Below are 15,437 nucleotides of genomic sequence, written 5' to 3'. Positions count from 1 at the left end.
AAGTGGCGCTTCAACCGACAAGGGACTCAAAGATAAGTTAAAGAACGCGATATTTTTAAGCGGATTGGATGTAGATTGACCATATAGATTGTTTTTTTAAATTAAGGGTTTACAGCGGAGTAGGAGATAGCTATTATCTCGCTCGTTCGGAGGGGTGGCAGAGTGGTTTAATGCACCGGTCTTGAAAACCGGCGTGGGTTTATAGCCCACCTAGGGTTCAAATCCCTACTCCTCCGCCATATTTAGTCAAAAAAGCCGCTAATTTGTTAGCGGCTTTTTTGCATTTTGCAGTTTGAACTCCAGACTCCTCATTCTAAGCGTAACCCCTTCGCCATATTTCACGGAAAAGGCCATCAGCAATGATGGCCTTTTCCGTTTATGCAGTTGTCACCTTGGGCTTCTCGTCCCAACACTTCATTTTTAACGCTATTCAGCGACTCATAAATTATTTACCTATTTACATTTAAGTTAGTTGATCCAGAACTCATCAGCATGTCTTTTTGACGTGTGCTGACTGGATTTTATTTATCGCGGGTAACTATCCGTACTGAGAGTGCTTTGTTGTTGATTGACTTCAATCTGCTGCTTTATTTATAAGGCAGTGTGATTGAGCAAAATATATAAAGCTTGATGTGAGTCGTTTATCCATTCGAGTCAGTTGGCAAGTTGATTAAGCCCTTTACTGTTTAACTGCTTTTGACCTAAGTGAATATGAAATAGTCAATTAACACGATTAAGCATAAATTTAAGTTTACAGTGGCAGCAGAGATCGCTATTATCTCGCTCGTTCGGAGGGGTGGCAGAGTGGTTTAATGCACCGGTCTTGAAAACCGGCGTGGGTTTATAGCCCACCTAGGGTTCAAATCCCTACTCCTCCGCCATATTTAGTCAAAAACGCCGCTAATTTATTAGCGGCGTTTTTGCATTTGTGCAGTTTGAACCCTAGGTTCCTGATTCGAGGCACAACTCCTCCGCCATATTTCACGGAAAAGCCATCTGCATCGATGGCTTTTTTGCTTATATTGAAGAAATAACAACCGATTTGCTAAATACTTTACTATCGATTCAACAAGGGTTTTAGGCTGATAATGCTTGGGTTATTGCTTCGTTTTTAAACGCTTTTTATGAGTATGCTATTCTGGAATCCTTTCTTTAAATATCATCTAGTTAACAATGTTGAATTTATGCTTTGCGAAATGGGGTTGTTGGGCTAAATTAGCCTTATGAACTCGTTATCCGTCAGCTGTGTTGCTTTGTTTAACGCGCGGATCGAGCTGTAAATTGTAAAAGGTGGGTTAAGTTGATTTCGATATATTTGGTTGACGATCATGAGCTTGTGAGAACTGGGATCCGCCGCATCTTGGAAGATGAACGTGGGATCAAAGTGGTGGGCGAAGCCCCTGATGGTGAGACTGCGGTGCAGTGGGCTCGCCAAAACGAAGCTGATGTGATCTTAATGGACATGAATATGCCTGGGATGGGCGGACTGGAAGCCACTCGAAAAATTCTGCGTTATCAACCCCATGCTAAAATTATTGTGTTGACTGTGCACACGGAAGATCCATTCCCGAGCAAGGTCATGCAGGCTGGCGCTTCGGGTTATTTGACGAAAGGGGCGACGCCGCCGGAAGTATTGCAGGCGATACGTCAGGTTTCTCGCGGCCAGCGTTATTTATCCCCTGAAATTGCCCAACAGATGGCGCTGAGTCAGTTTAATCCCGCCGATGAAAACCCGTTTAAGTCTTTGTCTGAACGTGAGTTACAGATCATGTTGATGATCACCAACGGCGAGAAGGTGAACGATATTTCTGAGCAGCTGAACTTAAGCCCTAAAACCGTTAACAGCTACCGTTATCGCCTATTTGCTAAACTGGGGATCAGTGGTGATGTCGAGCTAACGCGGTTAGCTATTCGCTATAAAATGTTGGATGCTGGCCATTTTTAATGGAAAGTGGATTGCGTTGATCGATGGCTTGAGTCGAGTGAGTTCGTGGGTTAAATGTTGCTATGTTGTCTGTGTTAAGTCTGCAAAACTGTGGGTGTAAATGATGTCGAATGAATTTAACGCCCAAAGTTTTTTACGTACGGTTTCATCCTCCGCTGGGGTTTATCGCATGTATGACGTCAAGAATGACGTCATTTATGTGGGTAAAGCCAAAGATCTCAAAAAACGGCTTACCTCGTATTTTCGTAAAAACCTCGCTAATGTTAAGACCCAAGCCTTAGTCTCGCATATACACCATATTGATGTGACGCTGACCCACAGCGAAACCGATGCTCTGTTGCTTGAGAATGATTACATCAAGCAATACATGCCCAAATACAATGTTTTATTGCGTGATGACAAATCTTATCCTTACATACTGTTAAGCCAGCACGAACACCCAAGGCTTGCTTATCATCGTGGTCCGCAGCGGGAAAAAGGCCACTATTTTGGCCCTTATCCTAACGGCGGCGCCGTGCGTGAAAGCCTGCATTTAATGCAGAAGCTGTTTCCAATTCGTCAATGTGACGACCTTTACTACAAGTCTCGCTCACGCCCCTGTTTACAATATCAACTTTCCCGTTGTAGCGCGCCCTGTGTGGGTAAAGTCAGCAACGCTGATTACGACGAGCAAGTGAAACTCGCCAGCCTGTTTTTAAAGGGCAAAGATCAGCAAGTGATCAGCGCCTTGGTTGACAAAATGGAGCTTGCGGCTGAGCGACAAGCTTATGAGCAAGCTGCACGATTTCGCGATCAGATCATGGCGCTGCGTAAAGTCGCCGAACAACAGGAAGTATCGAATAATAAAGGCGATATGGATGTCATCGGTGTGCATTATTCGTCGGGCATCGCCTGTTTCCATTTGCTGTTTATCCGCGAGGGTAAAATTTTTGGTAGTCGCAGCTATTATCCTTCTGTGCCGGCCCAAACCGATATGGACGAAGTGCTGCGCTCTTTCATCCTGCAGTTTTATTTAAATGCGGATATTCAACGCACGATCCCAAAAGAAGTGGTGATTAGCCACAACTTTGAAGAATTACATGAACTCGAAGCGGCGGTTTCTGAGGCGCTAGATAAAAAGTTTTCGATTAAGACTAATGTGCGCGCCGACAGGGCAAGCTTCTTGCGGTTAGCGGTGACCAATGCGACGAATGCCGTAGTTACGCGCTTGTCCCATAAAAACACGGTCGAACAGCGTTTTGTGTTACTTGAGGAAATCCTTGAATTGAGTACGCCTATTCAACGGATGGAATGTTTCGATATCAGTCATACCATGGGGGAGAGCACGGTTGCCTCCTGTGTGGTGTTCAATCGGGAAGGGCCGCATAAAGGCGAATATCGTCGCTATAACATCGAGGGTATTACACCGGGCGATGATTACGCGGCAATGAAGCAAGCGGTGAGTCGACGTTTCGATAAGATTGAGGCGGGCGGTAAAATCCCTGACATTTTGTTTATCGATGGTGGACTTGGGCAGTTGCGTATCGCCCAGAAGATAGTGGATGAAAAGTTTGTCCATTTAGATAAAGCACCGCAGCTCATTGGGGTGGCGAAAGGCGAGGGCCGTAAACCTGGGCTCGAAACCTTAATCTTAGGGGATACAGAAACCAGCTTTTCCCTCGAAGGTGATTCGCCTGCGTTGCACCTTATTCAACATATTCGCGATGAGTCCCATCGATTCGCGATAGCTGGCCATCGTAATCGTCGCCTGAAAACCCGCAATACTTCCACATTGGAATCTATTCCAGGAATTGGCCCTAAACGCCGTAAAGCTTTGTTACAGCATTTAGGTGGGTTGCAAGAAGTGAAAGGGGCAAGTGTGGCGGAATTAGTCAAAGTACCAGGGATCAGCATAGAAATGGCACAAACCATTCATGATGCATTGCGAGGGTGATAAAATTAAGGCAAGATTGGCGCTGCTTTTGACTAACTGGTTTGATCATGCCGTTTAACTTACCTATAGCATTAACTCTTTTCAGGCTTTTTTTACTGCCCATCTTTGTGGTGCTGTTTTATTTACCCTACGACTGGACCCCTTTTGTTGCCGCTTTTACTTTTTGGCTCGCGGCGTTAACGGATGCATTAGATGGTTATGCTGCCCGTAAATTGAAGCAATTAACCCGTTTTGGTGCTTTCCTCGATCCAGTCGCTGACAAGTTGATGGTGATCACAGCCTTAGTGCTGTTAGTCGATCAATACGCCAATATCTGGCTGACGATGCCAGCACTGTTTATGATAGGCCGCGAGATTGTCATTTCAGCGTTGAGAGAATGGATGGCTGAAATTGGTAAACGTGGCACTGTCGCCGTGTCTTGGATTGGTAAATATAAGACTGCCGCGCAAATGGTGGCGATTATTGGCCTGATTTGGCAATACAATCCTTTAATGACCAATGCCGCGTTTGTGCTGTTATATATCGCTGCAGTATTAACTTTTTGGTCAATGATGAGTTACATTTTAGCCGCTTGGAAAGATCTGACTGCTGAATAGTGCAATAAAAAATCAAAGAGATTATTTAGTGTGCAAGCAGTAAGTTATCGATAAAACAGCGGTTGACACTGGGTGGTAAATCGGTAGAATGCCACCCCGTAGACAAGAGACGATGTGAAAACAAAATCTTAACGCTACTGAATATTGAAATGTGATATTCGCTCAGTTGATAAGGTGAAATACAATACCTTATTTACTTGAGTAAATAGTAAAGCAAAATGCGACATTAGCTCAGTTGGTAGAGCGATACCTTGCCAAGGTATAGGTCATCGGTTCGAACCCGATATGTCGCTCCAATATTCTTGAAGTCTGATTCTGGTTAATCCGAGTTAGCAACTATGGCGCGATGGCAGAATGGCTATGCTGCGGATTGCAAATCCGTCGATCTCGGTTCGACTCCGGGTCGCGCCTCCATAGATGAACGTATTAATGACATGATTCCCGTCGTTAATATAAAGAGTTTGCCCGAGTGGTGGAATCGGTAGACACAAGGGATTTAAAATCCCTCGCTGGTAACAGCGTGCCAGTTCAAGTCTGGCCTCGGGTACCATTATTTTTTATAATAATGGTAAAAATAAAATCCTAAGCTTCAATAGGTTTTTATTAAAGATTTGTTTTTTGTATTAAGCGTTAGCTACATAGAGTTAATAATATTTATGACATGATTCCCGTCATTGATATTCAGAGTTTGCCCGAGTGGTGGAATCGGTAGACACAAGGGATTTAAAATCCCTCGCTGGTAACAGCGTGCCAGTTCAAGTCTGGCCTCGGGTACCATTATTCTGTATGAATAGCATAAAGCCTCAACGAAAGTTGGGGCTTTTTTGCATCTGGATTTCCACATTTAGTCAGTGTTGTTCGCGAGAGATTTAAGGCCAAACTTGACTGACACGCTTGGCGTACCGTTTTCGATATAAGAAATAGTCATCAATGTGTTGGACTAGTCTCGCTAGCTTTAGTTAGCAGGACTTCATGCTGCGATGCTCGTCAGGGGAGTGCTGAAAACTGATAGCATCATGCAGCAGCTGTGCGTTTGAAGCTGATAGCATCAACTTGAAGCAAGCCAGTAGCTATGCTGATGTAACTCTTTGTGCAGAGAAGTCAGAGCGATAAGGCGTGAGATTATTTCGGCTGAAACGCAGGTCGTGAGTTTTTTGCTTTGGTTTAACCTATTTATGCTTGAGATAAACCTAGGAATAGAAAACCTATCAATAAAATCTATCAATAACATCTATCGATAAAATCCTAGGCATAAAAAAGCGCCAGTAAAGACTGACGCTTTTATTAACCCTATCTTTTTATTAACGCTATAAGGTCGGTTTATGCTCGCTAAGCAAGGGAACTAATTAAGCTCTATTGCCAATCGTCGCTATTCCAGCGGTATAACCAAGTCGCTGCTAGAGGTTTATCGTCTTTCTTCAACTGTAATCTCAGTTCGGCTACATTGGTGCTTTCTGGTTCGAAGCTGACAAATACCCGTGCACCATTGATGTCAGGGTGGGCAACAATCCGAGTAGACAGGATTTTGCCTTTGTTGATGCTGGCATCGATACTAATTTTATCAATATCTTGTGGCTTGATATTACTAAAGTCGACGAGTAACTCTTTACCCTTGCTGAGCACTTGCCCCTTCGAACTGCGGACCACTCGTGCCTTTGACGCGATTGAAGGGCTGTCGTTTGACGCCGTCATACGATAGGAATATTTATAGGGTTGATCTTTCTTCAGGCCGCCTTGTGGCTCCCAATAGGCGACTATGTTGTCGTTGGTTTCAGCACTCGATGGGATTTCAATCAACACCAGCTGGCCCTTGCCCCAATCATTGAGTGGCTCAATCCATGCGGAAGGGCGAAGTTGATAGTTTGCACTCAGATCTTGATAGTCTTCAAACTTGCGGTGGCGCTGGATCAGACCAAAACCTTTAATATCTTCATCGGCAAAGGCGCTGACTTGCAGTTTGTTGGGATTATTTAGGGGGCGCCATAGACGCTCGCCATTACCGCGATCGATTTGCAGACCGTCGGAGTTGTGTACTTCAGGGCGGTAATCGGGTTTATCCGAGTTATCTAATCCACCAAATAGGAACATAGAGGTTAGCGGTGCAAGGCCAACATGTTGAATATCTTTGCGTGGGAACAGGGTTACATCCACTTCGACACGTGAAGGTGCGCCAGGATAAATACCAAAACGATAGGCACCCGTGACACTTTGGCTGTCGAGCAGGGCATGCACCACAATCGCCGTTTGGTATTTGGATGGTCGTTCAACCCAAAAGCGCTTAAATAATGGATATTCTTCGCCTTTAGGCTGGGCGACATCTATCGCTAAACCGCGATTAGACAGGCCATAGGTTTGGCCTTTAGACAGTACGCGAAAGTAGCTCGCGCCTTGGAACATGATGAATTCATCTTTTACTTCATCGTCATTGATGGGGTAATGCAAACGCACGCCAGCATATTGACCCAATTGGGTGATGAGTTTTTCGATGGCGTCACTGGGCACATCGAACGAGGCCTCAGTGAGTTCAATCGGTATCGCTTTGCTGTTTTCGACCACATCGATGTCGACGAGGTTTTTATAGAGAAAACCCGGAGCAAAAAGCTGTACTGAAAATTTAGTGGGTGTACCGCCCCAAATCGCGGCATTTTCTTGATAATTGATTTTGCCATAGGTGGCAAAATCAAGATCGATTAGTTCTTGAGGCGCTTTCTTGGCTTCTTTAAATGGTTTTTGCGACAGTTGTTGCGCGAGTTCGACTACAGTATCGTGGGTAAAATTTTTAGATTTTTTTTCTGGGGCAGGCGCAGGTGCTCCGGTTGTCTCTGCCGCTGCGGCATTGACGTTATTCATGCCGACGACGTAGACGATGGCGGTCAAGATGAAAAAAGGTAGTTTTTTGAGTAATGCCGGATAACCGGTAGGGTAATTCATCGTATGATTCATTCGCAAAATGGAAACTCCTTACTAAAATGACGCTGATTCATAGGCAGATATGCAATATGTTTCAGTCTAGCTAAAGATGTTTGAACTATTTAATCCCTAATTATTAATAATTTGTCTGCGACAAAGCCCTAAGTTGTTGGATTCGAATAGCTGTGGCGAGCAGTAATTTTACCTGTGTAGCTGGATATTTGTAACATAAATTATGATTTGCGCTATTTAGGTGCTGCTCTGGATACTTTGCAGTGTTGTTTAGATATCAATAACAGTAATTGCGAATGTGCTCGGCGGTAGTAATAGTCAGTGGTAGTAACACCTAGTAATTGCTCAGTGGTAGTAATAGCTCAGTGGTAATAAAGAGTGTGGTGAAAACGCGCTTGGCTAAGCTAACTTAGCACTGATTCAATCGAGTGGCGTTGCTACAGAGCCGAGGCACCGTTAACGTTAGGATTTGAAGAAAACAGACAAGCGCATTAGGGCTCAAGCGATAGGACTAGATAAATAACTGAGGCTCACCGTTTTTCCTGTGAGCCTATTTAGATGCGCTATGCGGCTGCTAGCTTGAATATTAGGGCTTGAGTAAATTAGGCCTTGAGTAAGTGCGACAGATCGCTGCCCACAGGGATAGGGATTTCTTGCTGTTCTCCGCAGAACAAATACGCAGGTTGGTCACCTAAGAGTGAGAGTTTGTCTCCTTGACGCCACAGGGCTGAGCCTTCAACTATGCCGACCACTGGGGTTAATGGGTCGACCTTAGTGAATTCTAATAACCGCTGGGCACGGGTTTCACCGTTGTGGCCCGGTGCTTGGTAATTGGAATAATGCGGATTGAGCTGGAACGGCACTAAGTTTAATGCCTTGAACGATGGCGGCTCGATGATGGGCATATCATTCGTGGTGCGAATGCTCAGTCCCGATACGTTAGAACCCGCACTCCAGCCGATATAAGGTTTGCCAAGGGCAACTTGTTCACCAATTAGCGTAACCAGATCATAGCGATATAGTTGGTGCAACAAATGAAAGGTGTTACCGCCGCCGATTAAAATCCCGTCGGCATCTTTTATCGCTTGTTGAGGATCGGGATGCTGATGAATGCCACTGATATCGAGTTCAAGCTCACTTAATCCTGTCACTACAGATGCTAAATAATTGTCATAACTCATGCTGACGCCAGCATAGGGGATAAAAATCCATTTTTGCGCGTTGGTGGTAAGCGGTTTAATAAAAGGGATCGCGTGGGCAAGATAAGGTGTATCACCGACACGAGAGCTGCTCAGTAGTAGGGCATTGATTGTCATTTTGTATCCTGAAATCTCGGAGTGTGCAGGCATGTTAACAAAGATTAATCCCGATAAACATAGAGAAATAAAGCAGAATTGCGCTGTAGCGCCGATAGCCGCTAGATTTAAGTTTCGATTAATATAGTGACCCTAGACTCTCGAACCATGAAAGACAGTGCCTTTATACGAGAAAGATAACCTAATTTAAAAACTCTTTTCTTTTACCACTTGAATTTCGATGATTTGGACATATTATGTCTTTGAACAAAGTTAAATGGCACATTCTTGCCCTAAAGGAGCTGAAATGAAGCGTATATTTTTATTGATTGCGACTAACCTAGCTGTGTTGCTAGTAGCCTCAATTGTAATGTCTATTCTAGGCGTGAACACGTCTACTATGGGTGGACTGCTGGTGTTCGCTGCCATTTTTGGATTCGGTGGGGCCTTTATCAGCTTAGCCATTTCAAAATGGATGGCGAAAAAGACCATGGGTTGTGAAGTGATCACCACCCCACGTGACAGTACCGAACGTTGGTTAGTAGAGACGGTTGCCCGTCAAGCTAAACAAGCGGGGATTAAAATGCCAGAAGTGGCGATTTATCAATCACCCGACATGAACGCGTTTGCTACAGGCCCAAGTAAAGACAATTCTTTAGTGGCTGTGAGTACGGGTCTGTTATATGGCATGAGCCAAGATGAAATCGAAGGCGTATTGGCTCACGAAGTGAGCCACGTTGCCAACGGTGACATGGTGACCTTGACACTGATCCAAGGTGTGGTGAACACCTTCGTGATCTTCGCGGCCCGTGTGGTTGCAGGCATTATCAACAACTTTGTGTCGAGCAATGATGAAGAAGGCGAAGGTTTAGGCATGTTTGCTTACATGGCCGTGGTTTTCGTGCTGGATATGCTATTCGGTATCTTGGCTTCAATCATCGTCGCTTACTTCTCACGTATTCGTGAGTACAAAGCCGATGAAGGCGCGGCCCGTTTAGCGGGTAAAGGCAAGATGATTGCTGCGCTTGAGCGTTTACGCCAAGGTCCAGAAAGCACGGCAATGCCTGCACAAATGTCTGCCTTTGGTATTAACGGCAAACGTTCAATGGCGGAAATGATGATGAGTCATCCTCCATTAGAAAAACGTATTGCAGCGTTAAGAGCAAGCTAATAAAGAGTGAGTTAGGTTTAAGTTTTAAGACTCACTTGAGATTAGATCTATGACTCTCAATATCGGGCTCAAACTTTGGTTTGAGCCCGATTTTTTATGCCTACCATTTAACTCACATTTGATGAAGCAAAAGGCGCCGCTATGAGAATCATCACACCGCGTTAAACACCATCGCGGGTAAATCGCTGAAGATTCATGCGGGTTGTGCGTTCATTCTTGATGCAACAAATCATACCTGCAGTAAATTGTGTTGCGCGGTTGCCGCAAGGGCGCGATAGACCAGTGTCGTTTGCTTCGCCTTGATATTCCAATGCTGCCAAAATAGTGGCACGCGCATGCGTCGCTCTGGCGTGAGCTCAATCAGTATCCCTTGATCGATTAACGGCTTAGCTTGCAGATGACCGACGAGTCCATAACCTAAGCTTAAGTTAATCGCTTCTAAAAAACTTTCTGAAGAGGGGATTGTATGTTGCCACCATTGCCCTGGCGTCATATTGAAATATTGGGCGAGAAACTTCTCGTGCAGCTTATCTTTGGTGGAGAACACCACTGCTGGCGCCTTCGCTAACTGGGCTTGGCTAATGCCGTAAAATGGCTGAGTGTTGCTAAGTGACTGAGTGTCGCTCGGCTCACCAAAATAGCGCGCGGCAAATTCGGGCGTGGCCACACACAAATATTCCATCGTCCCTAAAAACTCACTGCTGCAACCCGCCATCGGCACTTCGGTTGTGGTGACGCAGCCGACCGCTTCACCATTTTTCAATAGATGATGGGTGTAAGACTCGTCATCGACAATTAATTCCAATAACCAAGCGTGGCGACTGAACATGCCAGCCAGCGCGGGTAAAAACCACGTGGCTAAGCTATCGGCATTCACAGCGATGCGCACTGTGGTCGGATGGTTGGGATCGTCGGCGTCCATCTCGGCTCTTAATTCACTCTCAAGTAATTGCACCTGCGAATAGTGGCGCAGTAGGCGTTTGCCTGTGGGTGTCGCGACCACAGGATTGGAGCGAATAAGTAATGACTGACCAACTTTTTCCTCAAGTTGCCGAATACGTTGCGATACTGCCGACTGGGTGATGTGCAGCACTTTGGCGGCGCGATCGAACCCGCCTTCCGAGACCACAACGGCGAGGGCTTTGAGATTGGCGTATTCCAGCATAGTCATCCTTAATCGATGTGTGTTTGATGGTTATTAATTTTACTTATGATACATAAAAAACATTAGTTATATTAATTTTGTTGTTTTGACTATGCTAGCGCCTTCTTCGAACATGAGAGGTGGTTATGCAAGCGGCATTTATACAAGGTATGGGAATTGGTGGCAGTTTGATTATTGCTGTAGGCGCGCAAAATGCCTTTGTGCTTAAGCAAGGTATCAAGCGCTCGTACCCGTTACCGATTGCCTTGCTTTGTTCTATCATTGATGCGCTGATGATCACTGCGGGTGTGGCGGGGCTAGGGCACATCATTGAATCTTTCCCGACCATTAAGCATGTGGCGAGTTTCGGTGGCGCCGCGTTTTTACTCTGGTATGGCGCGAATGCGCTCAAGGCATCATTTGTGGCCAAGGGCATTGAGATGGAGCAGGCTGATAGTGCCGATACCTTCAAAAAGGCCGTGTTGACCACGCTTGGGATCAGTCTGCTTAATCCGCATTTGTACCTCGACACTGTGGTGCTGCTCGGCAGTATTAGCACTCAATTTGATGATTTACATCGGCCTTGGTTTGGCGCGGGTGCTGTACTGGCATCGTTTATTTGGTTTTTTGGCTTAAGTTTTGGTGCGCGTTTGCTGGCGCCCATTTTTACTCGCCCAGCGGCATGGCGTTATCTTGACCGTTTTATTTGGTTAACCATGTGGAGTATTGCCGCCGCGATTATTTGGCCCTATGTGGCAGGATAAACCGACGTTGTGATGCCATAGAATACGGGCTAGCTGAATGCATTTGCGGAATTTTTGCTCGGTTAGACAGTATATTGTGATATGAAAGTGAAAATTTTTCATGAAAAAGGTCCTGATTTCAGGACCTTTTTGTTATCGATTGCCGATTATTTATTCAGCCTACCGACATCAACTGACGACGTTTACACTTTACTGCCGATTAAAGCAGCAGCTTGACATGTCTTATCAGTCGTCATATCAGCCATTAACCCGCGATTTGCGCGAGTACGACTTCATGGTGATCTTTGGTTTTAAACTTATCGAACACGTGGGCAATAGTGCCATCGGTATTGATAAGGAAGCTTAATCTGTGGATGCCATCATAGGTTTTACCCATGAATTTTTTCTCACCCCAGACCCCAAAAGCGTCGGCGACACTGTGGTCTTCATCGCTCAATAAGGTAAAGTTGAGCGCTTGTTTTTCAGCAAATTTGGCCAGCTTAGCCACAGGATCTGGGCTAATGCCAAATACCGTCACATTATGGCTATCGAGCGCGGCTTTGCTGTCACGTAGACCGCAGGCTTGCACTGTGCAACCCGGCGTCGCTGCTTTAGGGTAAAAGTACACTAAAACAGGACCTTGCTTGAGGCTGTCGGCCAGTGAAACTGATGTGCCATGTTGATCCTGCAGGGTAAATTGAGGCGCTTTTGCCCCAGCCGTTAAGGTATTCATCTATTATCCTCTGTCCTCTAAAATGGCTGTGCCTTCCATACGACGAATAGTGCAATCTAAGGTCATATCTTGGGCGAGTTGATAGATACTCTGTTCGAGCTTTTCTAGTTCAACTTTTTCAGGAATATTAATGGTCAGCGACACGTTTTGCGTCTGCTCACTGTCAGGTAATTCTTCGGAGAAAGAGCGCACTGCAGCCAGATCTAATGACCTGTCGGCAAGGAACTGGGTAATGCGTTTTATCGTGCCGCGCTGGTCTTTACCCGTGAAGCGAACTTCAAGGCGAGAAAGGTAATTTTGTGGTGTGTGTTTAGAGGTACGTTTCATCACTGTCATCAGTTCTAACTCGACGCAGAGACTGGGGAGCATGCTTTCAATTTTCGTTATTGATGCCCACGAGCCTGACAACATCATGATAAGGGTAAATTCGTTACCAAATAATGCCATACGGCTGTCGACGATATCGCAGTCACAGTCACTGGCAAGACGAGCTAGTTTACTTACGAGTCCAGGACGGTCGAGACCCATCGCTGTTACGACCAGGAAATTGGTCATGAATTTTCCTCACTTTTTCGATATCATAGAGCGAAAACTCAGGGTTGAAGCTGAGTTTTTGTGCGGGATGTAATGCTACCATAACTAATTCAATTTGAGAGCCCCGTTAATGCTTGTCATTAGTGGTTGGCATCAGTACCATAGCGAATCCTGAAATCTTGGGGAAAGTCAGATGATAAACGGAAGCATCGTAGCCTTAATCACGCCAATGAACAGTGATGGCTCAGTAGATTTTGCAAGTCTTGAAAGGTTAGTCGAATTCCATATTGACCAAGGCACAGATGCCATTGTGGCCGTTGGTACTACTGGCGAGTCAGCGACTCTGCCTATGTCTGAGCATGTAACGGTCGTTTCACAAACCGTTAAATTTGCTGCGGGCCGCGTTCCTGTCATTGGTGGTAATGGTGCCAATGCCACATCTGAAGCCGTTGAGCTCACCAAGTCCTTATCTAAGGTGGGTGTTGCCGCTATGCTTGGCGTAACGCCATATTATAATAAGCCAACTCCTAAGGGATTGATTGCGCATTATAAAGCAGTTGCTGCCAGCACAGATATTCCACAAATTCTTTATAATGTCCCTGGCCGTACTGCCGTTGATATGTTGCCAGAAACCGTTGCCGAGTTAGTCAGCGTGAGCAACATTATTGGCGTGAAAGAAGCGACCGGTGACTTATCCCGTGTAAAACGTCTGCGCGAACTGTGCGGCGACGATTTCCTTTTGTATAGCGGCGATGATGCCACTGCCAGAGAGTTCTTACTCTTAGGCGGCAATGGTGTCATTTCAGTGGCGAACAACATAGTGCCACAAGCCTTTAAAGCTATGTGTGATGCGGCGCTTGCCGGCAATGCTGAGCTTGCACTGAGCATAGACACACCGCTGCGCGGTTTATACAGCACACTCTTTTGTGAAGCCAATCCTATCCCAGTTAAATGGGCTGCCCATCGCATGGGTTTGATTGAATGTGGCCATATTCGTTTACCTTTGACTGAACTTTCTGAGCAATGTCATGGTCTGTTGATAGAAGCAATGACTCGTGCCCAGATAGAGGTTAAATAATTAATGTTAAAGAAAGTCACCCCACTGATCTTAGTTGCTGCCGTTGCAGCCTGTAGTTCGCCACTCGATCGCCGTCAAGCGAATGGTACTGAAGACTATGTTCAGGCTGAGCAAGCGCCTTTGCTTAAGATCCCTGCCGGATTAAAAACACCGCCCTATAATAAAGAATTCGATGTGCCAGCATTGGGCCCTAAAGCCAATGCTACTGTCTACGGTAAAAATTTGGATATCCGCCCGCCACTGCAAGTACTGCCTATGGCTGAAGGTACTCACGTGGAAGAGGGCAGCGACAACATTAAAATCGTGGTCGAATCTATCGACAATACAGTGGACTTGAAACAAGAAATCTTTAGCAACTTAGATGGTTTCTTGGCCCAAAAAGGTATCGCTGTTCGTAGCCGTGATTTTGATAAAGGCAACATAGAAACCGATTGGATCGAAAGTCGCGAAGTAATCGAATCAAACATGTGGGGTTCAGATAAAGTTTATCTGCTTCGCCAACGTTACCGTTTCGATGTGGAAACACGTCCACATGGCCGCACTGCCAATATCGTTATTCACTTAGTTGAACACGAAGAGTTTTACGACGATAAAGCACAAAACGTGTTACTAAGCGGCGAAGATAAGCAAAGATACACGATTGATATGCTGAACAGTGCGATTGCCTACATCAGCGTTAAACGTGACCAATCTATTCAAGCGAATCGTTTGAAGCAAACCTTAGGTATCAATGTCGATTTAGTCACGCCAGAAGAAGGCAAAGCCTACTGGTCTGCTAAAGCCCCGTACAAACAAGTGTGGGATCGTCTGCGTATCGTGCTGCCAGAAATGGGCTTCGAAATTGCCGATATGGATAGCGCGAAAGGATTGTACTTTATCAAGTTTGACGATAACTCAGGTTTCTGGAGTTCATTGTGGGGCGAAGATAAGTTAGCGCTCAAAGAAGGCAGCTACCGTTTACTGCTCGAAGATGGCGATACGCCTGAAGAGACTAAGATATTCCTCCGCGATGCTGAAGATCAGCCATTGAGCGATGAAGTCGTTACCAATGTGTATCAGTCACTGTCAAACCTGATGAAAGAAGAACGCAAACTGCGTTAATTTCAACGGTTGATGAGAGAAGGGCGAATTATCGCCCTTTTTTATTGGCTGCGATTTATGGATCGGGGGGGATGATTATCTAAGCAAACGGTGTTTTAGGCTTTAATTGTCTAGATATCAATATTTTTTGAATGGTTTTAGCAATAGGTTCCGCTGGATTTATCATTTTTAGAGATAATCACTAATCAACCTCGTTATCGTACTGCATTCTGGTCATTCTGCCATGTATATCGCCAAAGACA

At 45.4% G+C, this 15,437-nt stretch carries 12 protein-coding genes and 6 tRNA genes; 13 read left to right on the top strand and 5 right to left on the bottom strand.

Going from position 1 to position 15,437, the window contains the following annotated elements; all coding sequences use genetic code 11:
- The first annotated feature begins 148 nt into the window (after positions 1 to 148).
- The 9 genes from AC5YB3_RS02545 (at position 149) to AC5YB3_RS02505 (ending at position 5,251) form a co-directional block, all read left to right on the top strand.
- Positions 149 to 239 (top strand) — tRNA-Ser (locus AC5YB3_RS02545).
- A gap of 551 nt (positions 240 to 790) precedes the next feature.
- Positions 791 to 881: transfer RNA gene (locus tag AC5YB3_RS02540), tRNA-Ser, on the top strand.
- A gap of 419 nt (positions 882 to 1,300) precedes the next feature.
- Complete coding sequence (gene uvrY, locus AC5YB3_RS02535) at positions 1,301 to 1,945, top strand: UvrY/SirA/GacA family response regulator transcription factor (protein WP_006082070.1); 645 nt, start codon at positions 1,301 to 1,303, stop codon at positions 1,943 to 1,945.
- Positions 1,946 to 2,048: 103 nt separating this feature from the next.
- Positions 2,049 to 3,878 (top strand): excinuclease ABC subunit UvrC, encoded by a 1,830-nt coding sequence (gene uvrC / locus AC5YB3_RS02530; RefSeq protein WP_494527216.1) that lies wholly within the window; start codon positions 2,049 to 2,051, stop codon positions 3,876 to 3,878.
- A 47-nt stretch (positions 3,879 to 3,925) separates the two neighbouring features.
- A complete protein-coding gene (gene pgsA / locus AC5YB3_RS02525) occupies positions 3,926 to 4,474 on the top strand; it encodes a CDP-diacylglycerol--glycerol-3-phosphate 3-phosphatidyltransferase (RefSeq protein WP_006082068.1) in 549 nt (182 codons plus the stop codon).
- A gap of 220 nt (positions 4,475 to 4,694) precedes the next feature.
- Positions 4,695 to 4,770, top strand: a tRNA-Gly gene (locus AC5YB3_RS02520).
- 44 nt (positions 4,771 to 4,814) lie between these two features.
- Positions 4,815 to 4,888 (top strand) — tRNA-Cys (locus tag AC5YB3_RS02515).
- 49 nt (positions 4,889 to 4,937) lie between these two features.
- Positions 4,938 to 5,024 (top strand) — tRNA-Leu (locus AC5YB3_RS02510).
- Between the two features lie 140 nt (positions 5,025 to 5,164).
- Positions 5,165 to 5,251: transfer RNA gene (locus AC5YB3_RS02505), tRNA-Leu, on the top strand.
- Positions 5,252 to 5,827: 576 nt separating this feature from the next.
- On the opposite strand, the gene AC5YB3_RS02500 is transcribed toward AC5YB3_RS02505, so the two are convergent.
- Positions 5,828 to 7,423: a glucan biosynthesis protein G gene (locus tag AC5YB3_RS02500; RefSeq protein WP_494526497.1), complete on the bottom strand. Its 1,596-nt coding sequence runs from the start codon at positions 7,421 to 7,423 to the stop codon at positions 5,828 to 5,830.
- Positions 7,424 to 7,998: 575 nt separating this feature from the next.
- Entirely contained in the window at positions 7,999 to 8,712 is a 714-nt protein-coding gene (pepE, locus tag AC5YB3_RS02495; protein ID WP_115334391.1) for a dipeptidase PepE, read from the bottom strand.
- A gap of 286 nt (positions 8,713 to 8,998) precedes the next feature.
- Between pepE and htpX the strand changes: the two genes are divergently transcribed.
- Complete coding sequence (htpX, locus tag AC5YB3_RS02490; protein WP_006082065.1) at positions 8,999 to 9,862, top strand: protease HtpX; 864 nt, start codon at positions 8,999 to 9,001, stop codon at positions 9,860 to 9,862.
- A gap of 229 nt (positions 9,863 to 10,091) precedes the next feature.
- Here the strand turns inward: htpX and AC5YB3_RS02485 are convergent, their stop codons facing one another.
- Positions 10,092 to 11,027 carry a LysR family transcriptional regulator ArgP gene (locus AC5YB3_RS02485; protein ID WP_259482195.1) on the bottom strand — a complete coding sequence of 312 codons (936 nt, stop codon included), beginning with the start codon at positions 11,025 to 11,027 and terminating at the stop codon, positions 10,092 to 10,094.
- A gap of 125 nt (positions 11,028 to 11,152) precedes the next feature.
- On the opposite strand from AC5YB3_RS02485, the gene AC5YB3_RS02480 reads away from it, so the two are divergent.
- On the top strand, positions 11,153 to 11,770 hold the full coding sequence (locus tag AC5YB3_RS02480) for a LysE/ArgO family amino acid transporter (RefSeq protein ID WP_106650801.1): 618 nt from the start codon (positions 11,153 to 11,155) through the stop codon (positions 11,768 to 11,770).
- A gap of 244 nt (positions 11,771 to 12,014) precedes the next feature.
- On the opposite strand, the gene bcp is transcribed toward AC5YB3_RS02480, so the two are convergent.
- Positions 12,015 to 12,482, bottom strand: a complete 468-nt coding sequence (bcp, locus tag AC5YB3_RS02475; RefSeq protein ID WP_006086208.1) for a thioredoxin-dependent thiol peroxidase — start codon at positions 12,480 to 12,482, stop codon at positions 12,015 to 12,017.
- 3 nt (positions 12,483 to 12,485) lie between these two features.
- Positions 12,486 to 13,037, bottom strand: coding sequence for a glycine cleavage system transcriptional repressor (locus AC5YB3_RS02470; RefSeq protein ID WP_006082061.1), 552 nt, complete (start codon positions 13,035 to 13,037; stop codon positions 12,486 to 12,488).
- 172 nt (positions 13,038 to 13,209) lie between these two features.
- Between AC5YB3_RS02470 and dapA the strand changes: the two genes are divergently transcribed.
- Positions 13,210 to 14,094 (top strand): 4-hydroxy-tetrahydrodipicolinate synthase, encoded by an 885-nt coding sequence (dapA, locus tag AC5YB3_RS02465; RefSeq protein WP_006082060.1) that lies wholly within the window; start codon positions 13,210 to 13,212, stop codon positions 14,092 to 14,094.
- A 3-nt stretch (positions 14,095 to 14,097) separates the two neighbouring features.
- Positions 14,098 to 15,195: an NlpB/DapX family lipoprotein gene (gene bamC, locus AC5YB3_RS02460; RefSeq protein ID WP_063884263.1), complete on the top strand. Its 1,098-nt coding sequence runs from the start codon at positions 14,098 to 14,100 to the stop codon at positions 15,193 to 15,195.
- Positions 15,196 to 15,437: the final 242 nt, after the last annotated feature.

Source organism: Shewanella sp. 1311 (assembly GCF_059338235.1).
Note: the sequence above shows the minus strand (reverse complement) of the source record. Positions and strands in the feature narration are given on the sequence as shown.

Coding starts and splice junctions, on each gene's coding strand:
- uvrC (WP_494527216.1), top strand. CDS start 2,049: ATGTCGAATGAATTTAACGCCCAAAGTTTTTTACGTACGGTTTCATCC.
- pgsA (WP_006082068.1), top strand. CDS start 3,926: ATGCCGTTTAACTTACCTATAGCATTAACTCTTTTCAGGCTTTTTTTA.
- pepE (WP_115334391.1), bottom strand. CDS start 8,712: ATGACAATCAATGCCCTACTACTGAGCAGCTCTCGTGTCGGTGATACA.
- htpX (WP_006082065.1), top strand. CDS start 8,999: ATGAAGCGTATATTTTTATTGATTGCGACTAACCTAGCTGTGTTGCTA.
- AC5YB3_RS02485 (WP_259482195.1), bottom strand. CDS start 11,027: ATGCTGGAATACGCCAATCTCAAAGCCCTCGCCGTTGTGGTCTCGGAA.
- AC5YB3_RS02480 (WP_106650801.1), top strand. CDS start 11,153: ATGCAAGCGGCATTTATACAAGGTATGGGAATTGGTGGCAGTTTGATT.
- bcp (WP_006086208.1), bottom strand. CDS start 12,482: ATGAATACCTTAACGGCTGGGGCAAAAGCGCCTCAATTTACCCTGCAG.
- AC5YB3_RS02470 (WP_006082061.1), bottom strand. CDS start 13,037: ATGACCAATTTCCTGGTCGTAACAGCGATGGGTCTCGACCGTCCTGGA.
- dapA (WP_006082060.1), top strand. CDS start 13,210: ATGATAAACGGAAGCATCGTAGCCTTAATCACGCCAATGAACAGTGAT.
- bamC (WP_063884263.1), top strand. CDS start 14,098: ATGTTAAAGAAAGTCACCCCACTGATCTTAGTTGCTGCCGTTGCAGCC.